At 44.1% G+C, this 25,824-nt stretch carries 26 protein-coding genes; all 26 read left to right on the top strand.

The window, feature by feature from the left end:
- Positions 1-8: 8 nt before the first annotated feature.
- The 26 genes from smc to HED67_RS03335 all read left to right on the top strand — a co-directional run bounded on the left by smc (position 9) and on the right by HED67_RS03335 (position 25,809).
- Positions 9-3,575 (top strand): chromosome segregation protein SMC, encoded by a 3,567-nt coding sequence (smc, locus tag HED67_RS03210; RefSeq protein ID WP_221717497.1) that lies wholly within the window; start codon positions 9-11, stop codon positions 3,573-3,575.
- An 11-nt stretch (positions 3,576-3,586) separates the two neighbouring features.
- Positions 3,587-4,525 (top strand): signal recognition particle-docking protein FtsY, encoded by a 939-nt coding sequence (gene ftsY, locus HED67_RS03215; RefSeq protein ID WP_221717498.1) that lies wholly within the window; start codon positions 3,587-3,589, stop codon positions 4,523-4,525.
- Positions 4,526-4,773: 248 nt separating this feature from the next.
- A complete protein-coding gene (locus HED67_RS03220; protein ID WP_178441777.1) occupies positions 4,774-6,303 on the top strand; it encodes an amino acid adenylation domain-containing protein in 1,530 nt (509 codons plus the stop codon).
- Positions 6,300-7,487 carry a diaminopimelate decarboxylase family protein gene (locus tag HED67_RS03225; RefSeq protein WP_221717499.1) on the top strand — a complete coding sequence of 396 codons (1,188 nt, stop codon included), beginning with the start codon at positions 6,300-6,302 and terminating at the stop codon, positions 7,485-7,487. Before HED67_RS03220 ends, HED67_RS03225 begins: the two co-directional genes overlap by 4 nt.
- Before the next feature lie 110 nt (positions 7,488-7,597).
- Positions 7,598-7,831 (top strand): acyl carrier protein, encoded by a 234-nt coding sequence (locus HED67_RS03230; protein ID WP_178441775.1) that lies wholly within the window; start codon positions 7,598-7,600, stop codon positions 7,829-7,831.
- A gap of 2 nt (positions 7,832-7,833) precedes the next feature.
- Positions 7,834-9,426 carry an MBOAT family O-acyltransferase gene (locus HED67_RS03235; protein ID WP_221717500.1) on the top strand — a complete coding sequence of 531 codons (1,593 nt, stop codon included), beginning with the start codon at positions 7,834-7,836 and terminating at the stop codon, positions 9,424-9,426.
- Between the two features lie 10 nt (positions 9,427-9,436).
- Complete coding sequence (locus tag HED67_RS03240; protein ID WP_221717501.1) at positions 9,437-10,393, top strand: hypothetical protein; 957 nt, start codon at positions 9,437-9,439, stop codon at positions 10,391-10,393.
- 24 nt (positions 10,394-10,417) lie between these two features.
- Positions 10,418-11,122: a response regulator transcription factor gene (locus HED67_RS03245; RefSeq protein ID WP_178441772.1), complete on the top strand. Its 705-nt coding sequence runs from the start codon at positions 10,418-10,420 to the stop codon at positions 11,120-11,122.
- A 107-nt stretch (positions 11,123-11,229) separates the two neighbouring features.
- Entirely contained in the window at positions 11,230-11,589 is a 360-nt protein-coding gene (ylxM, locus tag HED67_RS03250; protein WP_178441771.1) for a YlxM family DNA-binding protein, read from the top strand.
- Positions 11,590-11,605: 16 nt separating this feature from the next.
- Positions 11,606-12,949, top strand: coding sequence for a signal recognition particle protein (gene ffh / locus HED67_RS03255; protein WP_221717502.1), 1,344 nt, complete (start codon positions 11,606-11,608; stop codon positions 12,947-12,949).
- Positions 12,950-12,975: 26 nt separating this feature from the next.
- Positions 12,976-13,221, top strand: coding sequence for a 30S ribosomal protein S16 (rpsP, locus tag HED67_RS03260; protein ID WP_178441769.1), 246 nt, complete (start codon positions 12,976-12,978; stop codon positions 13,219-13,221).
- A 25-nt stretch (positions 13,222-13,246) separates the two neighbouring features.
- On the top strand, positions 13,247-13,477 hold the full coding sequence (locus HED67_RS03265) for a KH domain-containing protein (RefSeq protein WP_015514057.1): 231 nt from the start codon (positions 13,247-13,249) through the stop codon (positions 13,475-13,477).
- A gap of 143 nt (positions 13,478-13,620) precedes the next feature.
- Entirely contained in the window at positions 13,621-14,130 is a 510-nt protein-coding gene (gene rimM, locus HED67_RS03270; RefSeq protein WP_178441768.1) for a ribosome maturation factor RimM, read from the top strand.
- A gap of 12 nt (positions 14,131-14,142) precedes the next feature.
- On the top strand, positions 14,143-14,895 hold the full coding sequence (gene trmD, locus HED67_RS03275; protein ID WP_178441767.1) for a tRNA (guanosine(37)-N1)-methyltransferase TrmD: 753 nt from the start codon (positions 14,143-14,145) through the stop codon (positions 14,893-14,895).
- A gap of 221 nt (positions 14,896-15,116) precedes the next feature.
- Positions 15,117-15,464 (top strand): 50S ribosomal protein L19, encoded by a 348-nt coding sequence (gene rplS, locus HED67_RS03280; protein WP_178441766.1) that lies wholly within the window; start codon positions 15,117-15,119, stop codon positions 15,462-15,464.
- Positions 15,465-15,539: 75 nt separating this feature from the next.
- Entirely contained in the window at positions 15,540-16,121 is a 582-nt protein-coding gene (lepB, locus tag HED67_RS03285) for a signal peptidase I (protein ID WP_221717503.1), read from the top strand.
- A 72-nt stretch (positions 16,122-16,193) separates the two neighbouring features.
- Positions 16,194-17,051, top strand: a complete 858-nt coding sequence (ylqF, locus tag HED67_RS03290; RefSeq protein WP_178441764.1) for a ribosome biogenesis GTPase YlqF — start codon at positions 16,194-16,196, stop codon at positions 17,049-17,051.
- A gap of 6 nt (positions 17,052-17,057) precedes the next feature.
- Entirely contained in the window at positions 17,058-17,819 is a 762-nt protein-coding gene (locus tag HED67_RS03295) for a ribonuclease HII (protein WP_178441763.1), read from the top strand.
- 96 nt (positions 17,820-17,915) lie between these two features.
- The gene (locus tag HED67_RS03300) at positions 17,916-18,281 is read left to right on the top strand and encodes a YraN family protein (protein ID WP_178441762.1); all 366 of its coding nucleotides are present in this window, start codon (positions 17,916-17,918) and stop codon (positions 18,279-18,281) included.
- Positions 18,275-19,126, top strand: coding sequence for a peptidoglycan editing factor PgeF (pgeF, locus tag HED67_RS03305; RefSeq protein WP_178441761.1), 852 nt, complete (start codon positions 18,275-18,277; stop codon positions 19,124-19,126). Before HED67_RS03300 ends, pgeF begins: the two co-directional genes overlap by 7 nt.
- Before the next feature lie 19 nt (positions 19,127-19,145).
- Positions 19,146-20,480: a DUF512 domain-containing protein gene (locus tag HED67_RS03310; RefSeq protein WP_215631359.1), complete on the top strand. Its 1,335-nt coding sequence runs from the start codon at positions 19,146-19,148 to the stop codon at positions 20,478-20,480.
- A complete protein-coding gene (gene der / locus HED67_RS03315) occupies positions 20,473-21,798 on the top strand; it encodes a ribosome biogenesis GTPase Der (RefSeq protein ID WP_178441759.1) in 1,326 nt (441 codons plus the stop codon). The genes HED67_RS03310 and der overlap by 8 nt, the downstream gene beginning before the upstream one ends.
- 2 nt (positions 21,799-21,800) lie before the next feature.
- Complete coding sequence (plsY, locus tag HED67_RS03320; RefSeq protein ID WP_215631361.1) at positions 21,801-22,421, top strand: glycerol-3-phosphate 1-O-acyltransferase PlsY; 621 nt, start codon at positions 21,801-21,803, stop codon at positions 22,419-22,421.
- Between the two features lie 530 nt (positions 22,422-22,951).
- Positions 22,952-23,458: a hypothetical protein gene (locus tag HED67_RS03325; protein WP_221717504.1), complete on the top strand. Its 507-nt coding sequence runs from the start codon at positions 22,952-22,954 to the stop codon at positions 23,456-23,458.
- Positions 23,459-23,605: 147 nt separating this feature from the next.
- The gene (gene spoIVA / locus HED67_RS03330) at positions 23,606-25,081 is read left to right on the top strand and encodes a stage IV sporulation protein A (RefSeq protein WP_221717505.1); all 1,476 of its coding nucleotides are present in this window, start codon (positions 23,606-23,608) and stop codon (positions 25,079-25,081) included.
- A gap of 266 nt (positions 25,082-25,347) precedes the next feature.
- On the top strand, positions 25,348-25,809 hold the full coding sequence (locus HED67_RS03335; RefSeq protein ID WP_221717506.1) for a VanZ family protein: 462 nt from the start codon (positions 25,348-25,350) through the stop codon (positions 25,807-25,809).
- The last annotated feature ends 15 nt before the right edge of the window (positions 25,810-25,824 follow it).

Raw genomic sequence — 25,824 nt, forward strand, 5'->3', positions numbered from 1 at the left:
GACAGTATATGTTTTTAAAAAGTATAGAGGTGCAGGGCTTTAAATCCTTTGCCAATAAGATGGTGTTTGAGTTTCATAAAGGCATTACGGGGATTGTAGGGCCTAACGGCAGCGGAAAGAGTAACGTAGCGGATGCCGTGCGCTGGGTACTTGGTGAACAAAGTGCCAAGCAGCTGCGCGGTTCCAGGATGGAAGATGTTATTTTTTCCGGTACTGAGAGCAGAAAGCCGCTGGGGTTTGCCTATGTGGCCATTACGCTGGACAATTCGGATCATCAGCTGGCAGTGGAATATGATACAGTGACTGTATCAAGGCGTGTCTATCGTTCCGGCGAGAGTGAATACAAGATTAATGGTCATAACTGCAGACTGAAGGACGTACAGGAACTGTTTTTTGATACAGGTATCGGCAAGGAAGGCTATTCTATTATCGGACAGGGGCAGATCGACAAGATTCTCAGCGGTAAACCGGAAGAGAGAAGAGAGCTTTTTGATGAAGCAGCAGGAATTGTCAAATATAAGCGTCGAAAAGCATTGACAGAGAAGAATCTGGCAGAGGAACAGCAGAATCTCAGCAGAGTGCGGGATATTTTGTATGAACTAGAGAAACAGGTGGGTCCCCTTGCAAAACAGAGTGAGACAGCCAGAATTTATCTCAAACACAGAGACACATTGAAGCAGTATGATGCCAATATGTATCTGATGTCTTTTTATCAGCTGAAGAAGGACAGTGCAGATATTGACGGTAAAATAGATATTGTCAGTGCACAGTTGAAAGATTCTCAGGAAAATTTTGAAAAGATCAAGAGTGCTTATGCAGAGATGGAAGCACTGATGGAGCAGTACGATCAGAAGATTGCCGAGGATCAGGAGGTCTGCAATCAACAGGCATTGGAGAAGCAGCGGCTGGAAGGCACCAGGAATGTTTTTGTATCAAAACTGGAAGGTATTGCCGGTAAGGAAGAGCAGTTTGATATGCTGATCGAAGATGCACAGAAAAGCCTTGGGGAGAAGCAGCAGCTCTTAGAAGACAATAAAAAGGAACTGGAGACACTGGAAGAAGAGCTGAAGCATCTTGAGCAGCACAAGAACAGTTCTGAAGAAGAACTGCATGCGATGTCCGGCATGGTGACATCCCTGAGGGAACGGATTGATTCACAGAATAGTGATATTATCGAATTTCTGAATGAAACAGCGAATATAAAAGGACGTATGCAGCGTTATGAGACGATGCAGGAACAGACGCAGATCAGACAGTCCGAGTTGGATCAGAAGCTGATTGCTCTTCAGAGTGAAGAATCTTCAGAAGGCGAGCTGGTAGAAGCCTTCAAAAAGGAAGCACAGGGCGTTGCTATAGAGCTTGAGAGAATTCAGGCAGAACAGGCGGCCTGCAAAAAAAGAGCAGCAAAGATTTCGGATGATCTGATGAAATGCAGAGATGCTTTTAATGCAGCAGAGAAATCTTTCCACGAGGAATCTGCACGCTATCAGACACTGAAGAATATTACAGAGCGTTATGATGGTTACGGCGTCAGTATTCGTAAGATCATGGAACGAAAGAATGATTACAAAGGCATCATTGGTGTTGTGGCAGATATTATCCATGTCAGCAAAGAATATGAAATTGCCATTGAGACAGCTCTCGGCGGCAGTATTTCCAATATTGTAACGGATGATGAACAGACGGCCAAGAACATGATCCGGTTCCTGAAGACAAATCGTTTTGGACGTGCAACTTTCCTGCCGTTGACGAGTATCCGGGGACGCAGGGCGGACAATGCTGACAGAATCTGCAGTGAAGCAGGTGTGATCGGCCTGGCCAGCGACCTGATTAAGGTGGAACGTCAGTTTGACAATCTGGCAGATTATCTTCTGGGCAGAGTTTTTATCGTTGATCAAATTGACAATGCCCTTGCCCTGGCAAAAAAATATCGGTATTCCCTGAGAATTGTTACGCTTGAAGGAGAATCCTTAAATCCCGGCGGTTCATTGTCCGGTGGTGCTTATAAGAATACAGGCAATTTGCTTGGACGGCATCGAGAAATGGAGGAATTGCAAAAACATGTGGAAAGCCTTCGCAAAGAGGGAGCTTCATTGAAACAGCAGATCAATCAGTTGCAGTCAGATAAAGAAAGCAATAAGGCAGCCATAGAGAAGAATACCGCCGAAGAGTCAAAGCTGACGCTGCATCAGAATACGGTGCGTCTCCGCCTGAAACAGGTGGATGAAAGCCGTGGTGAACATGCAAAATCTATACAGGATATCAGTCGGGAGACAGCGCAGATTAAAGCGCAGCAGGAACAAATCAGACAGTTTAAGCAGCAGCTGGCTCAGCAGCTGACTGAACTTGAGACAAAAAAGAAGAATGCAGAGGCACTTACTGCATCTTTGACAGCAAAGCTGGAGGAAATTTCTGAGCAGGAGCGAAACTTCAATAATCAGACTGCAGATATGCGGATTCATTATGCCAATCAGGTACAGAAGAAAGCTTTTATCAGGAAGACTATTGAACAGAATCGCAGTGAGGGCCAACATCTTCAGCAAAAACTGACAGATTATCATGAACAGAAGGCAGCTTTCGGAAAGGAAAAGACTGAGATCCGTGAACAGATAGAAAAAACGGATACACAGATTGCTGCGGTGATGGAGAAAATGACAGAGAGTCAGTCCATCCTTCAGCAAAAAACGGATGAACGCAGCCAATATGCCGTGGAGCATAAATCATTTTTTGCGAAGCGTGAAGAATTATCAGAAACGATCAGCCGGTTGGACAGAGAACAGTTCAGGCTGGGAAGTCAGAAAGAAAAACTGGAAGAGAACCGCAGTCAGCTCAGCAGCTATATGTGGGAGGAATATGGTCTGACCTATCAGACAGCAAGAGAATTGTCAGATGATGAATTGCAGACATTGCCGCTTTCAAAATTGAAAAAGATGGCATCCGACATTAAGGGTGAGATTAAAGCACTGGGCAATGTCAATGTCAATGCTATTGAAGAATACAAGGCAGTGGCTGAACGGTATGAGACCATGAAGACTCAGCATGATGACATGGTGGAAGCTGAAGGTAAACTTGCGAGTATTATTGAAGATTTGAATATTTCCATGCAGAAGCAGTTTCAGGAGAAGTTTATGCAGATCCGCAAAGAATTTGATCGTATATTCAAATTACTTTTCGGAGGCGGCAAGGGAACCCTTGAACTGGCAGACCCGGAAAATCTTCTGGAGACAGGTGTTATTATTACGGCACAGCCGCCGGGTAAAAAATTACAGAATATGATGCAGTTATCCGGTGGAGAGAAAGCGTTGACGGCGATCGCACTGCTATTTGCTATTCAGAGTTTGAAACCATCACCCTTCTGCCTGCTGGATGAAATTGAGGCGGCACTTGATGATGCCAATGTCAAGCGCTTTGCAGAGTACCTGCACAATCTGACAAAGGACACACAGTTTATTGTAATTACTCACAGACGGGGAACGATGAATACAGCGGATGTCCTTTATGGTATTACCATGCAGGAAAAGGGTGTTTCCACTCTGGTTTCTGTAAATCTGATAGAAAATGAATTAGGAAAATAAGGAGGCAGTTTATGTCTGAAGAAAAGAAAGGCTTTTTTTCACGTCTTGTGGAAGGGCTGACAAAAACAAGAAATAATATTATGTCCGGTTTTGATGCTATTTTCTCCGGTTTCTCCAGCATCGATGAAGATTTTTATGAGGAGCTGGAAGAAGTGCTTGTGATGGCGGATCTTGGGATCCATACGACAGAGAATATCATTGAGGAGCTGAAAAAGAAAGTCAAAGAACAGCATATTAAGGAACCTCAGGCATGCAAGCAGCTGCTGGCAGATACAATCAAGGAACAGATGCGGGTTGATGAGGATGCGTATGCCTTTGAACATCAGACATCCGTTGTACTGGTGATCGGTGTCAATGGCGTCGGTAAGACAACAACCATTGGCAAACTGGCAGGACAGTACAAAAAAGCCGGCAGGAAAGTTGTTCTGGCAGCGGCCGATACATTCAGAGCTGCAGCCATTGAACAGCTGACAGAATGGTCACATAGAGCTGGTGTGGATATCATTGCCGGCCAGGAAGGTTCTGATCCTGCATCTGTGATTTATGATGCCATTGCAGCAGCCAAAGCAAGAAAAGCTGACATTCTTTTATGTGATACGGCAGGCCGACTGCACAACAAGAAGAATCTTATGGAAGAGCTTAAGAAAATCAACCGTATCATTGAGCGGGAATATCCGGAAGCTTATCGTGAGAACCTAATCGTACTGGATGGTACAACCGGCCAGAATGCCCTTGTACAGGCAAAACAGTTTAAAGAAACAGCAGACATTACAGGTATTGTGCTGACAAAACTGGACGGTACTGCAAAAGGCGGTATTGCCATTGCCATTCAGGCAGAACTTGGTGTACCAGTGAAATATATCGGAATCGGTGAAAAAATCGAAGACCTCCAGAAATTCGACACAGATTCTTTCGTCGATGCCCTTTTTACATCGGCAGAAGAAAAGTAGCGTGCGGTCTATAAACATCAGATAAATTAGATTTAAACGGTGACTGTTAACACAGGTGCTGGCAGCGAGAGCGGCCTGTGATGAACAGTCACCGTTTAAATCTAATGATTAATGATTATAGACCGCATGCCTCTTTATCTTCAGAAAAATGTCAGAGTTTTATCAAGAAATCTTTAGAATTCATTAAGGCTGGCTGAAGTGTTATTTTATAGGATATAAGAACAGGAAAGGAGTTGGTACCTGAAAGAATGAGCAGAATGAGAAATATATTAGAATATTTGGAAGAAAGTACAGAACGATTCCCGGAGAAAACAGCTGTGACGGATGGTATCTGTGCTTATAATTATAGAGAGCTGTCGATGCGATCCAGAAGAATCGGGAGTGCAGTTGCTGCCCGCTGTAAGCAGGAACAACCGGTTGCTGTTCTGGCTGAGAAAGGGGCAGATACGCTGGCTGTTTTTCTTGGGATTGTTCAGGCTGGCTGTTTTTATGTTCTGATGAACCCTGAACTTCCTCTGGCCAGATTGGAACAGGTGCAGCAGGTTCTTCAATCAGAATATATTGTGACGGACAGAGAGCATCGGGAACTGGCTGCTCAGATCCTGGATGAGGACAGGGTTCTTCTGGTGGAAGATCTGGCAGATACAGAAGTGAATGATATACTGCTGACAGGGAGAAGAGAAAAATCGATTGATACAGCTCCGCTGTATGCAAATTTCACATCCGGTTCCACGGGACAGCCGAAGGGTGTCGTAGTCAGCCATCGAAGTGTCTTGGATTTTATCGATATTTTTACGGAATTGTTTGGTATAACATCGGAGGATCGAATCGGCAATCAGGCACCGTTCGATTTCGATGTATCCGTCAAAGATATTTATTCTTCGCTGAAAATGGGAGCGACACTTGTGATTGTACCGAAGCAGTTATTTTCACAGCCGGCACCGCTGCTTGATTATCTTTGCGATAACGAAGTGACAGTAATGATCTGGGCAGTATCCGCATTATGTCTGATCAGTATTTTTCATGGGTTGGATTACCGGACACCTGAGAGCGTCAGAAAAGTATTGTTCAGTGGGGAAGTGATGCCGCCGAAGCATTTGAAAGCCTGGATGGAGCATTTGCCGGAAGCGGATTTTATTAATTTATATGGTCCGACGGAGATCACATGCAATTGTACATATCACAGGATTGACAGAAACAGAGATTATTCTGAAGGTGTACCTGTGGGTTGTGCTTTCCCGAATGAACATGTTTTCCTTCTGGATGACAATAATCAGGAGGTAACAAAGCCGGGGATCGCCGGTGAAATCTGTGTCCGGGGAACGGCGCTGGCTCTTGGTTATTATCGGATGCCGGAACAGACGGCAGAGCACTTTGTACAGAATCCGCTAAATCACTGTTATCCGGAACTGATTTACAGAACAGGAGATCTCGGACGCTATAACGAACAGGGAGAAATCCTTTTCGGAGGCAGAAAAGACTACCAGGTTAAATATATGGGACATCGAATTGAACTTGAGGAAATCGAACGTGCCATGGAGAATATTGAGGGCATCAGCAGAGCCTGCTGTATTTTTGATGAGAAAAAATCAAAACTGTATGGCTTTTATATGGGCGAAATGGAGAAAAAAGAACTGCATCATCTGATGAGCAGCAATTTACCGCCCTTTATGGTGCCGGGGGCTTTGAGAAAAGTAGAACAGATGCCTCTTACAAAGAACGGAAAGACAGACAGAAGAGCATTGATGGAGAAACACGCAAAGGGGGCGAGGTCATGATGACAGATGAACAGCTGATGATATTGGCGGAGGAATATCAGACGCCGATGCATATTTTTGATATGGATGTGTTGAAAAAGAGAGTTGCCTTTTTAAAAAATCATCTTCCGGCGCATGTTTCACTCTGCTATGCGGTGAAAGCCAATACATTTATTATTAAGGAATTATGCGGACAGGTGGAACGCTTTGAAGTATGTTCTCCCGGTGAGCTTGCAATCTGTCGAAGACTGCATGTTCCGATGGAACAGGTTGTTTTATCAGGTGTTTATAAGACACCTGCTGTTATGGAGATGCTTTTCAGAGAGGGCGTGTCGATTGGTGTTTTTACGGCAGAGTCCATGGAACAGTATCTGTTGCTGTCAGAACTTGCAGAAAAATACAGCATGAAGATCAAATTATTGCTCAGACTTACCAGCGGCAATCAGTTCGGTATGGATGAGAGTGTTTTGATTCAGGTGATTCATCTGAGCCGGGAGAATGCCTGGGTAGAAGTCGAAGGCATTCAGTTCTTTTCAGGAACTCAGAAAAACTCAATTAAGAAACTTAAGCGAGAACTGACATATGTTGACGCATTTATCCAACGCCTGGAAGCAGAAGAAGATTTTCAAGTAAAGGAACTGGAATTCGGCCCCGGGTTGCCGGTATCGTATTTCCAGGGTGAAGATTTTGATGAAATCGCCTTTTTGGCAGAATTTTCTGAGGTGCTTGGTGAGATGACCAGCCGGGTGAAGCTGACATTTGAACTTGGCAGAAGTATTGCGGCATCCTGCGGCACTTATATGACATCTATTGTAGATGCAAAAGTGAATAAAAAGCAGAATTATGCCATTGTAGACGGCGGTATCCATCAATTGGTTTATTATGGACAGTCTATGGCCATGAAACATCCGTATTGTCATGTATTGCCTGAAAAAGAGGAGGGTGAGACAGTGGAATGGAATTTATTCGGTTCCCTGTGTACGGTCAATGATATACTGGTCAAGCAGATGCCGGTCAGGAATCTTCGTGTGGGAGATGTAGTTGTGTTTGAAAAAACAGGTGCCTATTCCACAACAGAAGGCATTGCACTGTTTTTGAGCAGAGATCTTCCGAAGATTCTTCTTCGTGGGGAGGATGGAACAATTCAGATCCTTCGGGATGCTGTTGATACAGATCCGCTTAATACCCCTTCTTATAACGGATAGGAGACAGCTGCGAAGCAAAACAAAAATTCTATGACAAGACCTTATGGGATTGAATTGGAATAGAATGCAGTCGATGAATGCTGCATATATAATGAAAGGAGATTATTATAATGAAAGAACAGATTATTGAGATTTTAGAGGATATCCAGCCGGAGGCAGATTATGAAACATGCAGGACGTTGATTGATGACCATATTTTATCATCACTGGATGTCCTTTCATTAGTGGCTGAACTTGAAGATGAATTTGACGTGACAATTCCTACTGTTGAGGTTATTCCATCCAATTTCAATTCAGTGGATGCAATTGCAGCAATGGTTGAAAGACTTCAGGAAGAGGGCTAGGAATGACTTCCTATGTATCAATTTTATATTTGCTGATATTTCTTCCTGCAGTACTGCTGGTGTATAATGTGCTGCCGAAGAAGTACCGGCCGATCATTTTATTATTGGCCAGCTATGCTTTCTTTTGGAGTATCAGCCGCAAGCTTCTGGTATTTCTGCTTGTATCCACAGTGTCTATTCATCATATCGGATTGTGGTTAACAGCCGTCCAGAGTGAAAGAAATGACGTGCTGGCCAAGACAGAGCGATCGGGCAAAAAGGCAGTAAAGGCACTTTACATCAGACGTCAGAGATGGATTGTGTTTTTTGCTGCCTGTGTGCATGTGGGAACACTGCTTGTGCTGAAGTATTCCGGTTTCTTTGGAAGAAATATTAATACACTTCTGCAGACAGCAGGGGTTGGCCTGTCTGTGCCGATATTGAAGCTTATGATGCCTATAGGCATTTCTTTTTATACCATGCAGGCTATGTCTTATGTGTTTGATGTTTATCGTGAGACAACAAAGGCGGACAAAAATCTCGGACGTCTGGCCCTTTATATGGCGTTTTTTCCAACGATTATGGAAGGTCCGATCTGCCGTTATGCTGATGATGCTGAGCAGCTGTGGGAAGGAAGAAGAAGCACCCTTGAGAACCTGACATTCGGCACAGAAAGAATCTTATATGGTGTTTTTAAAAAGATCATTATTGCGGATAGGCTCAATATTATGATCAAGACATTGTATACGGGATATGCGGATTATGATGGCGGCATGATGGCTGTGGCAGCCATTGCCTATACTTGTCAGCTTTATATGGAGTTTTCGGGAACGATGGACGTTGTCATCGGCAGTGCTGAATTGTTTGGCGTTGTACTGCCGGAGAATTTCAGACATCCATTTTTCTCAAAGAGCATTTCGGAATTCTGGACCCGTTGGCATATTACCCTTGGTACATGGTTCAGAGATTATATCTTCTATCCATTGTCCATGTCAAAGCCTCTGAAGAAACTGACATCAAAGGCGAGAAAGAAGATCGGCAATCATTTCGGACCGCTGATCGCAGGAACGATGGCATTATTTGTTGTCTGGCTGTTTAATGGTCTGTGGCATGGTGCGGGATGGCATTATATTTTCTTTGGTATGTATCATCTTGTGCTGATTGTTGCAGCTAATTTTGTGGAACCTTTTACCAGGGAATTTCTTGAGAAAATACATATCAGACGTGAGGAGGGGCCTTACAGAATTTTCAGAATGATCAGGACTGCATTGCTTGTATGCATCGGTGAGCTGTTTTTCAGAGCAGAAGGTCTGAGGGCAGGATTTTGTATGTTCAACAAAATGGTGACCCAGTTTACACTGTGTTCTTTTACGGATGGCACCATCTTTTCTCTGGGTATGGATAAGCTGGATTTCATTGTTGTTGCATTGGCAGTGCTCTTTGTATTTGCTGTCAGTGTTGTCAGTGAAAAAGGCACCAACGTGAGAAGGCTACTGTCAACAAAAAGAAGAATTATCCGTTGGGCGGTATGCTATGGATTGATTTTATGCTGCATTATTTTCGGGGCTTACGGTATGAATTATACGCCGGTAGATCCGATCTATGCAGGATTTTAGGAGGTACACAATGAATAAGAAGACAAAAGATATCATTGGCTGTATCTCTTTTATGGTTGGTCTGATCATCCTTTTTGCGGTGCTTTCGGTGATCTTTGTACCGAAGGATAACAGCAGAGCAGCCGGTATGGAGGCTGTACAGGCCAATGGTATTCTTGGCGAAAAAGAAAATACAATTGATTATATTATTCTTGGCGACAGCGAGACACACAGCTCTTTTACGCCGATGCAGATATGGAAAGACTATGGTTATACAGGGTATGTCTGCGGAACAAATGCACAGCATCTTTATGAATCGGAAAAATTTCTGAGACAGGCACTGAAACATCAGTCACCAAAGTATGTTATAATGGAGACAAATGCAATCTACAGATATTCTTCCATTGAGAATGCAATTATGGCCAAGGCAGAAAACTATTTTCCTCTGTTCCGGTATCACGACAGATGGAAAAATCTAAAGTTCAGTGATCTCGGAGGCAGTGTTCAATATACCTATACGAACTACAGCAAAGGTTATCGCTTTGAAGACCGAATTGATGGTGTAGAAAACAAAGAATATATGAAGCCAACGGAAAGGACAAAGCATATTACAAAAATAAATCGTCATTATGTGAACAATATTATCAATCTCTGTAAGAAGAATCATATTGAGTTAATATTGGTCAGTACACCAAGTATCAGCAACTGGACTTACGCGAAACATAACGGTATTCAGAAATTGGCAGATCAAAACGGCTTGACCTACATTGACATGAATTTGCTGCAGGATCAGCTGGAGATTGACTGGGAGACAGATACCCGTGATAAAGGCGATCACTTGAATTACAGCGGTGCGGTTAAAGTGACCGACTGGCTGGGAACTTACTTTAAGCAGTGTGGTGAGTTTACAGATCACAGACAGGATGCTGCGTATCAGTCTTGGAATAAAGATTTAAAACGTTACGAGAAAAAAGTTTCCGGCAAATAGACAACAGACGGGAGAGGACAAAAGATGGAATATAATGTTCTGATAGCAGAAGATGATGAGAGTATCGTTGAATTACTGACGTTGTATTTAAACAGCAATGGGTTTAATGTCATTTCAGCAAATGACGGCGAGGCTGCTATGGAGCTGCTGCGGCATCGGAAAACAGATATTGTTTTGGTAGATATTATGATGTCAAAGATGAATGGATATGAACTGATCAAAGCGATTCGACAGGAAAATAATCTTCCGATTATCATTATTTCCGCCAAAAATGAGGACTCGGATAAAATTCTCGGTCTGAATCTGGGGGCCGATGCGTATATTACCAAACCTTTTAATCCTCTTGAAGTGATTGCCTATGTCAGGGCAATGCTCAGAAGATACTATGAATACGGAGGCAGTCCCGGCAAGCAGGAAAATGCATTGATCCTGAAGGTAGGAGAACTTACATTGGATACAGAAGCTTTTGCGCTGCACAAAAACGGCAGGCTTCTTTCTATGACTTCAGCTGAATTAAAAATTCTGGCCAAACTGATGCGGTCGCCGAAGCGGGTATTTACAAAAGAGCAGCTCTGTGAATGCATTAACGGCAGATATTATGAGAATGATGACCGAACCATGATGGTGCATATATCCAATATTCGGGCAAAGATTGAAGATGATCCGGCTAACCCGAAGTATATCAAAACCGTCCGTGGTTTGGGGTATAAAATGGACAGTGATGATTGATAATAGAAGAATTGCATTAATTTTCAAAAAAACTGTTGACAAATAGAGGGTATCTGCGATACAATACCACCTGTAAAGTAAAAGTACTTTACAGGTGGTGCTGTTTTATGGAGAGATTTATTGAAGAAGCGTTGCTTTATGATTTTTATGGAGAGCTGTTGACAGAGCATCAGAAACTGATCTATGAAGATTTTGTTCTGAATGATTTGTCCCTGAGTGAGATCGCGGAGGATCGTGAGATCAGCAGGCAGGGCGTGTATGACATTGTCAGACGCTGCAGGAAACAGCTGCAGGGATATGAAGCGAAGCTTCATCTTGTTGCGAAATTTATCCATACGAAGGAACGCGTCGAAGAGATCAATCATTATGCGAATGAGATCCTTGAGCATCAGGAAGATCATCAGAGGATGATAGAGTGTATTAACAGGATTGAGGTGCTGTCCAATACAATCGTAGAAGAATTGTAGAACCGGAGGCGAAGCTATGGCATTTGAAAGTTTATCGGACAAATTGCAGAATGTATTTAAAAATTTAAGAAGCAAAGGCCGTTTAACAGAAGCAGATGTGAAAGCGTCACTGAAGGAGGTTAAAATGGCACTTCTTGAAGCGGATGTTAACTTTAAGGTTGTGAAGCAATTTATTAACTCCGTGACAGAGCGGGCAGTTGGTCAGGATGTAATGAACAGTCTGACACCCGGACAGATGGTCATTAAGATTGTCAATGAAGAGATGGTTGCTCTCATGGGCAGTGAGACCACAGAGATCAAGCTGAACAACAGCAATGAACTGACAGTCATTATGATGGCTGGTCTTCAGGGTGCAGGTAAGACGACCACTTCTGCGAAGATTGCAGGCAAGCTGAAAGCAAAGGGACGTAAGCCTCTGCTGGTGGCCTGTGATGTATACAGACCGGCGGCCATCAAACAGCTGCAGGTGAATGGTGAGAAGCAGGGAGTACCTGTATTCTCTATGGGAGATTATCAGAATCCCGTTGATATTGCCAAGGCAGCCATTGAACATGCGAAGAGCAATGACCTGAATGTAGTGATCCTCGATACAGCTGGCCGACTTCATGTGGATGAGACTATGATGGAAGAGCTGGCGAATATTCAGAAGGCTATCAAGGTAGACCAGACAATATTTGTTGTGGATGCCATGACAGGTCAGGATGCAGTCAATGTTGCGAAGTCCTTCAATGAACAGATTGAACTGGATGGTGTGATCCTGACAAAGATGGACGGCGATACCCGAGGCGGTGCGGCATTATCCATCAGAGCGGTGACAGGTAAACCGATTCTTTATGTTGGTATGGGTGAGAAACTTTCGGATCTTGAACAGTTTTATCCGGATCGTATGGCATCAAGAATTCTTGGTATGGGTGATATCCTGACATTGATCGACAAAGCTCAGAGCCAGATTGATGAAGACAAGGCGCGAGAACTGAATCAGAAGATCAAGAAGGCAACCTTTGGTTATGATGATCTGTTGGAGTCGCTGAATCAGGTAAAGAATATGGGCGGCATTGCAGATATGCTTTCCATGCTTCCGGGTGTAGGGAGTCAGCTGAAGAATGTGGAGGTTGACGACAGTCAGTTCAGCCGGATCGAAGCAATTATTCTTTCCATGACACCGGAGGAACGCGCGAATCCGGATTTGATCAATCCGAGCCGTAAGAAGCGAATTGCTCAGGGTGCAGGTGTGGATATCAGTGAAGTGAACAAGTTAGCCAAGATGCTTGAACAGATGAAGAAGATGATGAAGCAGTTTGGCGGAAGTTTACCTAAGGCAGGCAAAAGAGGAAAATTCAAATTTCCTTTTAGTATATAATTAATTTTTTCAGGAGGTGAAAGATAATGGCAGTTAAAATCAGATTAAGAAGAATGGGTCAGAAGAAGGCTCCTTTTTATAGAATCATCGTAGCAGATTCCAGATCCCCAAGAGATGGTAGATTCATCGAAGAGATCGGTTACTACAATCCAAACGTTGAACCATGTGATGTAAAGGTTAACGAAGAGCTCGCTCAGAAATGGTTATCTACAGGCGCTCAGCCAACAGAAATCGTTAGCAGACTTTTCAAGAACGCTGGCATCATTAAATAATTGATTTACAGTGGGGGAATCTGTAATGAAAGAATTAGTAGAAGTTATTGCTACTTCACTTGTAGATCACCCGGAAGAAGTTGTCGTTACAGAAACTGTAACTGACAAGTCTATCGTTCTGGAGCTCAAAGTGGCTCCTGATGATATGGGAAAAGTTATTGGCAAACAGGGGCGTATTGCGAAAGCAATCCGTACTGTTGTCAAATCTGCAGCATCTAAGGACGATAAGAAAGTCATTGTAGAAATATTGCAGTAGAAACTGGGAGCTGTCGCGGTTGTTCTAGAGAGGCTTTAGCCTTTTGGAATATGCGGCGGCTTTTTGTGTCTTGGATGCTTATTTGAAATCATATGGAACATTTTCATGGGGATTTCCCGGTTTTTATATAAGGAAGGAAAACGATGGAAAAATATTTGCGCGTAGGTGTTATTTCATCTTCTCACGGTGTGAGAGGAGAAGCTAAGATATTTCCTACAACAGATGATGTACAGCGTTTTAAGAAGCTGAAGACCTGTATCCTCGATACGGGCAGAGAATACAAAGAGCTTCATATAGAAAGTGTCAAATTCTTTAAACAGATGGTTATTCTGAAGTTCAAAGAAATTACATCTATTGATGAATTGATGCCTTATAAAGGCAAAGATCTTCTTGTCACAAGAGATCAGGCAGTGAAATTGGAGGAGAATGAATATTTTATCTGTGATTTGATCGGTCTGAGGGTTGTGACAGATGAGGGCGAGGACTTTGGTGTTCTGACAGATGTGATCCAGACCGGAGCCAATGACGTGTACGAAGTCAAGCGCCCGGATGGCAAAGAAGTGCTTCTGCCGGTTATTGATGAGTGTATTTTGGATGTAGATCTTGAGAAGCAGCAGGTAACAGCGCATATTATGCCGGGGTTAGTTGACTGATAGGAGAGAGCTATGGATTTTCATGTAATGACATTATTTCCGGATATGATTATGCAGGGACTTTCTGACAGTGTGATCGGCCGTGCCGTCAGAAAAGAAACTATTGGTCTGCATGCGGTGAATATCCGTGATTATTCCCATGATAAGCATAAACATGTGGACGATTATCCATATGGCGGCGGGGCCGGTATGGTGATGCAGCCTGAGCCTATTTTCGAATGTTATCAGGATATTGTCGCCAGGATGGACAAGAAGCCCCGTGTGATCTATATGACGCCCCAGGGCAGAGTTTTTAATCAGGAAATTGCTGAAGAACTGTCGAAGGAAGAATCCCTGATTTTTCTTTGCGGCCATTATGAGGGCATTGATGAGCGTGTGCTGGATGAGATCGTGACAGATCATCTTTCTATAGGAGATTATGTGCTGACCGGCGGAGAACTGCCTGCTATGGTGATGATCGATACCATTGCCCGTCTGGTACCGGGGGTGCTTAACAACAGTGAATCTGCTGAGTATGACTCTTTCCAGGACGGTCTTCTGGAATATCCCCAGTATACAAGGCCGGAGATCTGGCATGATAAGCAGGTACCGGAAGTCCTTTTGTCCGGACATCACGGCAATATTGAAAAGTGGCGCAGACAGCAGTCTCTGAAGCGGACCTTTGAGAGAAGACCGGAACTGTTGGAACAGGAAGAAGTGCAGGCGAATCTGACGAAGAAAGACAGAGAGTATCTGGATGCGCTGGAGAATCTCGAGGAAGAATGATAAAACTTTTTGATGGAATCAAAGAAAATCGTCAAAATGCCTTGCATTTGGATGAATCATATGATAAAATGTAATGCGCTGGTGCGTAAGCGTATCACTGCAGTTACTGTTTAGCTGATGTACGAGTGATATTTGGCACCGGCGGTAATTGTAAGAAATGGATGGTCCTCTGCTGCAGGAGAATGCATTAAGAACATCTGGATATTATAAGGAGGTTCATTATGAACGATATTATTAAAAGCATTGAAGAAGCTCAGTTAAAATCTGATATTACACCATTTTCTGTTGGCGATACAATCAAAGTATATGCTAAGGTAAAAGAAGGCAACAGAGAAAGAACACAGGTTTTCGAAGGAACTGTTATTAAGAGACAGAACGGCAGCAACCGTGAAACATTTACAGTTAGAAAGAGCTCTAACGGTATCGGTGTTGAGAAGACATGGCCACTTCATTCCCCAATCGTTGAGAAGATTGAAGTTACAAGACGTGGTAAAGTAAGACGTGCTAAACTGTACTACTTAAGAGACAGAGTTGGTAAGAAAGCTAAAGTTAAAGAATTGGTTAAATAATCAGTAAACACAGAAGTAAGATAATTGGGACAAATACATACGTACTTGTCCCATTTTCTTTAGTGGGGGCAATAGATGAGAAAAGTTCCATTATCAAAGAAGCAAAAACGCGCAGAGAAGATCAAGAAGATGCTGATTCATGCAGGTATCTGGCTGGCTGGTCTGAGCATTGTCATTGCGCTTGGTATATTTGCAGTTCGCGGTTTTGGGATCAGGACGGTGATCATTGACCAGTCTATGAATCCGACATTGCAGAACGAAGATGTTGTATTACTGAATAAGCTTTGTTACAAAATCGGTTCGCCGAAACGGATGAATGTTGTTGCTGTCAGGATCGGCACATCAGAAAACAGTCCGACTTACGTTCGGAGGATTATTGGCTTGCCCGGGGAAACTGTGCAGATTAAGAATGGTAAGGTTTATGTGGATGACACAGAGTTGGAACTGACATTTAATGATGCAGTCATTGAGAATGCCGGCGTTGCCGAGAAGGGTGTAACACTTGGAGACGATGAATATTTTGTTTTATGTGATGATTATAACAATAACCGGGATGACAGCCGCTTAGACAGTATCGGAATCATAGATTCTGAACAGATTCTCGGCAAAGTGTGGATGATCGTTTCGCCATTCTCACGACTTGGTTTGGTACATTAAGGGCAGAGACAACGAATCACTTCAATAAGGCCCCTGCGTATGCTGCGCAAGGGAAAGAACAGGAGTTTTATTATGAATATACAATGGTATCCGGGGCATATGACGAAAGCACGCCGTATGATGCAGGAAGACATTAAGCTCATTGATATTGTGATCGAACTGGTAGATGCAAGACTGCCGCTGGCCAGCAAGAATCCGGATATTGATGATCTGGCGAAGGGGAAGGCAAGACTGATCCTTCTGAATAAATCAGATATGGCTGATCCGAAGTACACAAAGCTTTGGGAGGGCTATTTCAAGGCAAAAGGATTTTTCGTCCTTCAGATCAATGCGCGTACAGGTGCCGGTATGAAAGCTGTTACCGGTGTTGTCAATGAAGCGTGCAAAGAGAAGATTGAACGTGACCGCAGACGAGGCATTAAGAATCGTCCGATCAGAGCCATGATCGTGGGTATTCCGAATGTAGGAAAGTCCACGTTTATCAACAGTTATGCGGGCAAAGCCTGTACAAAGACCGGCAACAAACCGGGTGTGACAAAGGGCAAACAGTGGATCAAGCTGAACAAGAATGTTGAGCTTTTGGATACGCCGGGAATTTTGTGGCCGAAGTTCGAGGATCAGGCAGTAGGACAGAAGCTTGCTATTTCCGGATCAATCAAGGATGACATCCTGAATATTACAGAGCTTGCCATGAAGCTGGCAGATTATATGAAGAAGAACTATCCGGGAACCATGGCTTCACGGTATGGTATTGAAGAGAGTGACGACAGCGTGAAGGTACTGGCGGATATTGCCATTGCCAAATGCTGTCTGATGAAAGGCGGAGAGCCGAATATCGACAAGGCAGCTTCCATGTTGATTGATGATTTCAGAAGTCTCAGACTTGGAAAGGTGACACTGGAACAGCCGCCTCAGTCAGAAGAGGAATGATAGAAATTGAGTCAGGAAAAGATTGAGATAATCAGAAATAAATTCAAGAATGCGTCAATAGAAGAACTGCCGGAATTAATGGGTATTTATCATGAAGACGGTCGAGTGGGTGTCGGCAAGATCCTGGAAAGGGCACAGAAGAAGCTGGACACCTACAATAAGGAGTTGGATCGTGTGCAGTCGATGCTTTCCTATGAAAGACAGTATGGCGAATATGGCGTTATCTGCGGCATTGATGAAGCCGGGCGGGGGCCTTTAGCCGGTCCGGTTGTAGCAGCGGCTGTTATTTTGGATGTAAACTGTCCGATTCTCTATGTCAATGATTCTAAGAAGCTTTCAGAAAAAAAGAGGGAAGAACTGTATGATGAGATCATGGAGAAGGCGGTCAGTGTGGGTGTAGGCATTGCGTCACCTGAGACGATTGATGAGATCAATATTCTTCAGGCTGATTATGTGGCCATGCGGGAAGCAGTGAGTCAGCTGACACCGAAGCCGGAAGTATTCCTAAATGATGCGGTGACCATTCCGGGTATAGAGGGCAGACAGGTGCCGATCATCAAGGGGGATGCCAAGAGCCTTTCCATTGCGGCGGCAAGCATCATTGCAAAGGTAACAAGGGACCGAATGATGCGGGAGTATGATAAACTGTTCCCGAAATATGATTTTGCGAAGAACAAAGGATATGGAACTGCTGAGCATGTGGCTGCTTTGAAAAAATTCGGCCCGACGCCGATCCACAGACGGAGTTTTATATCTAACTTTGTTTAGTGCATAATCGGTGTGTGCGTGAAACTTTCGAACCGGACAATGCGCCGAAAATTGTTTGGAAGCCGATAGATTCCTGACTGCAGCGGAGGGGTATGAATGAATCATGTTGAGAAAGGCCATTACTATGAACAGGAGGCGGCAGATTATCTAATATCATGCGGGTATCAGATACTGGAGGCAAATTACAGATGTCGTCATGCAGAGATTGACCTGATCGCCATGGATGGCGATTACCTTGTATTTGTAGAAGTCAAGTACAGAAGATCTGACAGGGTACAGGCACCTTCTGAAGCGGTGAACAGGAAGAAACAGCAGCATATCAGTTTAGCGGCCAGACAATATATGGTCAGCCGCGGAATGAGCGAAGAACAGTTATGCCGGTTTGATGTGGTTGCTTTTTTGAAGGAACGGCCGGTTTTATATAAGAATGCATTTGAGTATCAGGGAGCGAAAGGATGGTAGCAGTGACAGGAAGCGGAACAACAGAATTAAAAGAGAAAAATCATGTGCCGTATATACAGTTTAAGAATTTGTCTGCCACAGGCATTGTGAAGCATGGCTTTTCAACGAGAAAAGGCGGTGTGAGTACCGGTATTTTTTCGTCGATGAATCTGAATTTCAAGCGCGGAGATGATCCGGATGCCGTGATGGAGAATTATCGCAGAATGGCTGCTGCTCTGAATATGCGTGTGGAGGATATGGTTTTGTCTGATCAGACGCATACAACCAATGTCCGTGTCATCACAGAGGAGGACAGGGGCAAAGGCATTTTGAAACCGCAGGATTACAGTGATGTGGACGGCATGATCACCAATGTTCCGGGAATTGTTCTTGTGACATCATATGCGGATTGTGTGCCCCTTTATTTCGTTGATCCGGTTAGAAAAGCCATCGGTCTGTCTCATTCAGGCTGGAAGGGAACGGTTGGCCATATCGGACAGAAGACCGTTTGGAAGATGCATGAGGTCTATGGCTCCGAGCCGAAGGATATCGTTGCAGCCATTGGCCCTTCTATCTGCCAGAGCTGTTATGAGGTCAGCGATGATGTGGCGGAGGCTTTCAGAGCCAATTTTACAGCCGATGAGGCAGCAGATATTTTGCTTGATAAAGGCAATGGCAAGTATCAGCTGGATTTGTGGAAAGCCAATTGGTATGTACTGACAGATGCAGGCATTCTTCCTGAACATTTGTCTGTGACAGATCTCTGCACAGCTTGTCATCCGGACCTTTTGTGGTCCCATCGAAAGACAAATGGGCAAAGAGGCGGGTTGTCTGCGTTTCTGTCCCTGATCGATACGTCTGTTTAGAAAACGGAGTAGAAGAATTATGAAGAAACATTTACATGTGATCCAGTCAATTGTTCCCGGTAGTATTGCAGAGGAAATGGAGCTGCAGCCCGGTGATACAGTCCTTGCTATCAATGGCCAGGATATCGAGGATGTGTTTGACTATCATTATCTGGTCAATGATGAATATATTGAAATGCTGATCCGCACGGCTGATGGAACGGAAGAAGTGCTGGAGATTGAGAAGGATTACGATGAAGATATCGGTATCGTATTCGAGTCCAGTCTGATGGACGATTATCGCTCCTGCAGCAATAACTGTATTTTCTGCTTTATCGATCAGCTTCCGAAGGGCATGCGTGAGACGATGTATTTCAAGGATGATGATTCCAGACTTTCCTTCCTTCAGGGCAATTATATTACTATGACGAACATGAAGGACGAGGCGTTGGAGCGTATCATTCGATACAAGCTGGAACCCATCAATGTTTCAGTGCATACAACCAATCCGGAACTGCGGTGTATGATGCTGCACAACCGTTTTGCGGGCAAGATCATGGAGCAGCTTCAGAAGCTTTATGAGGGCGGTATTATCATGAATGGTCAGATCGTTCTCTGCAAGAACGTCAACGATGGTGAAGAACTGGAGAGAAGTATTCGTGACCTGTCAGGCTTTATCCCGAACATTGAGAGCGTTTCTGTGGTACCGGTAGGCCTTTCTGATCACAGAGAGGGTCTTTATCCGTTGGAACCTTTTAACAGGGAGGACGCCAGAGAAGTTATTGCCTGCATTGAGAAATGGCAGAAGAAGCTGTATGAGGAGTATGGTACACACTTTATCCATGCTTCGGATGAATGGTATCTTCTGGCGGGATATGAGATGCCGGAGGAAGAACGCTATGACGGTTATCTTCAGCTGGAAAATGGCGTTGGTATGATCCGGCTTCTGACGGAGGAGTTTCATGAGGGCCTGAAAGAAGCTGTTACAGACGGCAAAAAGCGCCATGTGACGATTGCAACAGGACATTCTGCTGTGGGAACCATTCGAAAACTGGCAGAAGAGCTTTGTGAGAAGTTCCCTAATGTGGCCGTAGATGTCTATGAAATTGTGAATCATTTTTTTGGAGAACAGATAACGGTTTCAGGGCTGATGACAGGAACAGATCTGAAGGAACAGCTTCAGGGCAAAGATCTCGGTGAGGCGTTGCTGCTTCCGGTGAATATTCTTCGAAGTGGTGAGGATGTGCAGATCCTTTTGGATGATATAACGATTCCTGAACTTGAAAATACTTTACAAATTCCGATTTCGATTGTACAATCAAACGGACAGGACCTGGTAGATAAAATTCTGGGAAGAGGTGAGATAGATGAGTAAACCAATCGTGGCCATTATAGGAAGGCCGAATGTAGGTAAATCAACTTTATTTAATGCCCTGGCGGGACAGCAGATTTCTATTGTCAAGGATACGCCGGGAGTAACAAGGGACCGAATTTATGCAGATGTAAACTGGTTGAATACACAGTTTACAATGATTGATACAGGTGGTATTGAACCATCTACCAATGATCTGATCTTGAAGAGCATGCGTGAGCAGGCCGAGATCGCCATTGAGACAGCGGATGTGATCATCTTTCTGACGGATGTGCGTCAGGGTGTTGTGGATGCGGATTTCCAGGTTGCCAATATGATTCGTCGTTCAGGCAAGCCGGTTGTTCTCGTTGTCAACAAGGTGGATAATTTCAAGACCATGATGACAGATGTCTATGAATTCTATAATTTAGGACTGGGAGATCCGATGCCGATCAGCGGCAATTCCAAGCTTGGACTGGGTGATATGCTGGACGAAGTCATCAAGCATTTTAAACCGGGTACAGCAGAAGAAGAGGAAGATGAGCGTCCGCATGTTGCTATTGTGGGTAAGCCGAACGTAGGCAAGTCATCCCTGATCAACAAACTGACAGGTGAGAATCGTGTCATTGTCAGCAATATTGCCGGTACAACACGTGATGCCATCGATACGGTGATCAAGCACAACGGCAAGGAATATGTTTTCATCGATACAGCAGGTCTGCGCCGTAAGAGCAAGATCAAGGAGGATATTGAACGTTACAGTATTATTCGTACGGTTTCAGCGGTAGAGCGTGCCAACGTGGTTGTTCTGATGATTGATGCCAAGGAAGGTGTGACAGAACAGGATGCCAAGATTGCAGGTATTGCCCATGAGCGCGGCAAGGGTATGATCATTGCAGTGAACAAGTGGGATGCCATCGAGAAAGATGACAAGACCATGAACAAGTTCACTAAGGATGTCAGAGAGAAGCTGGCATTTATGCCATATGCAGAGATGCTGTTTATCTCGGCAGAGACAGGTCAGAGACTGCCGAAGCTTTTTGATACCATCGATGCGGTTATTGAGAATCATGCAATGCGTATCGGTACAGGTGTCCTCAATGAGATCCTCAGTGAGGCTGTTGCCATGAAACAGCCGCCATCAGATAAGGGCAGACGTCTACGTCTTTACTATATTACACAGGTATCTGTCAAGCCGCCGACATTTGTCATCTTTATCAATGATAAGGAACTGACACATTTCTCTTATACCCGTTATATCGAGAATCAGATTCGTGAAACCTTCGGATTCCGTGGTACGCCGCTTCACTTTATCTATCGTGAAAGAAAGGATAAGGGTTAAAAATGGCAATTAAAGTCATTATCTGTCTGGCACTGGGTTATATTTTCGGTTGTTTTCAGACAGGCTATTTTTATGGCAAAGTATTCAAGGGAATTGATGTCCGCAATTACGGCAGCGGCAATGCAGGAACAACCAATACCCTTCGGACTCTGGGCAAACCCGCCGGCTATATTGTCTTTCTCGGGGATGCCCTGAAGGCAGTATTTGCCGTTTGGATTGTGAGATATCTGCTGTTTCCGGGACTTGGCGATGTGACGAAGATTTTGGAGACCGTCACAGCTCTTGGCGTTGTCCTTGGGCACAATTATCCCTTTTATATGAATTTTAAGGGCGGCAAAGGCATTGCGGCAACCGGCGGCTTTATGTTCGCACTGGATGTGCGTATTGCCCTGATCGCTGCAATTGTATTTGCGGTTGTATTCTTTACAACCCGATATGTCTCCGTGGGTTCTTTGGCCATTACGGCACTGTTTCCGATTTTGATGCTGATCTTTTATCCGGGACAGTGGGTGGTGTTTGGACTCAGTCTGGTATTCACGGCGCTGGCCTGGTGGCGGCATCGGGCGAATATTAAGCGGCTGATGAATGGGACAGAGAATAAATTCGAGAAAAAGAAACGGTAAAAGAGTACGAATTGCGAAACTTCACGTTTATCGAAAGAATCCGTGTTCAACGATTCAAAGCAGGCACGTTTGCACTGCCTAATGCTGGCAGCAGTACATAAGGTCCTAAAGAACAGGACCTAAGTACTGGCCGCATTAGAAGCACCTGCTTATGAATGCGTTGAACACGGATTCTTTTTGTAGGATGTGAGTTTCGCAATTTTTTGTTATAAATGGAAGAGAAGGGAGGAAAGGCTATGTTTATGAAATAACTGAAGAGGAAAGAAACTTATATATGTATTATGAAAAATATGTTAAACGTTCTTGTAAGCAATACTCCGAAGAAGTCAATTTCGGAACATCCTTTTTCTGGTGATGAGAGAAAGAGAGGAGAAGAATTATTAAAGCAGTGTCCAGTGCACTCTTGATATGGACAGAAAATTATTATGTTTATTTTAAATTTTCTGATAATGATTGCTGACTGAGAGATGCCATGCTATACTTAATATATATTAATGCAGTCATGATTGGTGTCTGAAAGGAGGCAGTTTATGAGAGATTTTCTGGTTTCGGGAACGATGCCGTATATTTTGGTGATGTCAGTGTATTTTCTGGTAAGGTTTGTGATGTATCTACTGCCTTCGAAGTCAAAGGGGACATTTCTTTTCAAGTCTCAGTGGCATTTTAAGAAGTCATGGCTGATTGTGCCGACTGTTGTTTTGGTTGTCGTTTATACAGGTTTTGGCCTTTGGTTTAGCGCGGATAAGATAGCGGACAGTGGATTAGAACGAATCTTGCAGTGTTGTCTGTTGTGCCTGCCGATTCTTTGGGTGGTACTGATGTTTTTGCCGGAGAAAATCTATACAAACGGTGTTTCGGATATCACACATTTCGATATGTGGCGTGAAATTGCAAGGGTTGAGCCGATCGGGGAGAATGCTTATAAGATTGTTCAGCGAAGTGGTGTAAAATATAAACTGTATCTGCATGAAGGCGATAGACTGCCTGTCAATTTGACAACACCAGATGATATAGGGACGGAAGCTTTCGAACATTAGAATTTATAGAAGAATATGTTCCTTAAATTGTCTTCTGCTCAGGAGAGAAAGTATTCTTCGATAGAGATAATTCATACGTCTAAGAGTTATACCTCTTTCATATAGTATATGGAATGATTGTAATATACTTATGGAAGGGGTATTTTTATGGATGAATTGCGTGTATATAGAGATATTCAGATGCGAACGGGCGGCGAGATCTATATTGGCGTTGTAGGGCCTGTACGTACAGGAAAATCCACTTTTATCAAACGTTTTATGGATCTGATGGTGCTTCCGGGAATTGATAATGTTCATGAGAGGGAACAGGCCAGGGATGAACTGCCCCAGAGTGCGGCAGGGCGGACGATTATGACGACGGAACCGAAGTTTATTCCGAAAGAAGCGGTTTCGGTTCATATTTCCGATGATATCCAGGTGAAGATACGACTGATCGACTGTGTTGGCTTTATGGTGGATGGGGCGTCGGGACATATGGAGGATGATAAGGACCGGATGGTTAAGACGCCGTGGTATGAGGATCCGATTCCTTTTACAAAGGCAGCGCATATCGGCACTCAGAAAGTAATCCGGGATCATTCTACTATCGGGCTTGTGATTACAACGGACGGCAGTTTCGGTGAGATTGCCGGGGAAAGTTTTGCGGCGGCAGAGGAGATGGCTGTAGGTGAGCTGAAACAAATCGGCAAGCCGTTTATTGTGGTAATGAATACAATCCGGCCTTATGCCATGGAAACCCAGGAATTGTGCCGTAGGAAGGAAGAAAAATACGATATCAAATGTCTTCCTTTTAACTGCGATCAGCTGAAGCAGGAAGATATCCAGAAGATTATGGCAACGATGCTTTTGGAGTTTCCGGTATCCCAGATTGATTTTTATACACCGAAATGGTTTGATCTTTTGCCGGAGGAGGGGGAAGTCAAGGCGGCAGTGGCAGATACAGCCAGAGAGTATCTGATGAATGTGCGCCATCTGAAGGATGTGCGTCCGATGCAGGAGAAGCTGACCTGCCCATACATAAAGAAATGCTTTATTGAAACGGTGAGTATGAGCGACGGGAAAGTCATCTTTCATCTGGAGATCGATCAGAAATATTATTATGAGCTGCTGTCAGAGTGGATGGGAATGTCAGTGAAGGGAGACTATGCCTTTTACAGGATTCTCCGTCAATTGTCGGAAAATCAGACAGCATATTCAGCGGTATCTCAGGCGGTGGAATTTGCCAGAGCCAAAGGATACGGCGTGGTGGCACCAGAGAAAGAGGAGGTGCTTCTGGAGCCTCCGGTGCTTATAAAACACGGCAGCCGTTATGGTTTTAAGATCAAGGCAAAGGCACCTTCGATCCACATGATCAAAGCCGGAATTGAGACGGAGATCGCGCCGATTGTGGGTGATCAGGCCCAGGCGGAAGAATTGATCACCTCCATGAACAATAGTCAGGAACAGGATCCGAAAGCCATCTGGGATACATTGATCTTTGGCAAAACTGTGGGACAGCTGGTGGAGGAAGGCATCCAGACGAAGGTCTCCCGGATGTCGGAGAATAGTCAGGTTAAGATGCAGGAGGCCATTCAGAAGATTGTCAACGACGGCAATGGCAGTGTGATTTTTATTATTATATAACAGATTGCCGAGCTGTTTGGTCTGTGGATGGCTGTAAGGCTGTGCAGATAATTAAGATCGAAGTCAAAAATGTCGAAAATCGCAGAAAGGCAGGTGGTTTTCGGCATTTTTTTGCGTATTGCTGAATGAGAGATAGATGGTATAATAGAGAGAAGCGACAAATTCATAGAAAAAGTTGCTGAAATATATTCAAAGAGAGAATTTGTGCAGCAGGTTGTTGCACAAAATGGAAATAAATATAGATACTAAAAAAGGAAACTAAAACAATGCATACGAATCAAAATCACAAAACAACCTACAGAATCATCACCGCCCTCCTTCTCATCCTCTGGGTTGCCTTCATTTTCAGCAATTCCATGGATAATGCGGATGCATCCACGTTAAAGAGTGGAACGGTATTGGCATTGCTTAGACGTATTCTTGGCAGTGAGGGAGCGGCCCTTACAGAGTTTATCGTCCGCAAGACAGCCCATTTCACGGAGTTTGCCGTTGAAGGCGTGCTGTTATTTTTAGTAGTAAAGGGCTATACGATGCGGCCGCTGAGGTTTCTTGGGTGGCCCCTGCTGGCCGGTTTGATGACAGCTCTTACAGATGAGACAATCCAGCTTTTTTCACTGGGACGATCTTCTCAGGTGACAGATGTATGGATTGATTTTGCCGGAGTGGTGACGGGAACTTTACTGGCCTTTCTGGTGCAGGCTATTGTCCGCCGATGCAAAAAATCGTGAGATTTGCACGGCGGG

The organism is Pseudocoprococcus catus (assembly GCF_019734885.1).
GTDB classification, from domain to species: domain Bacteria; phylum Bacillota; class Clostridia; order Lachnospirales; family Lachnospiraceae; genus Coprococcus_A; species Coprococcus_A catus.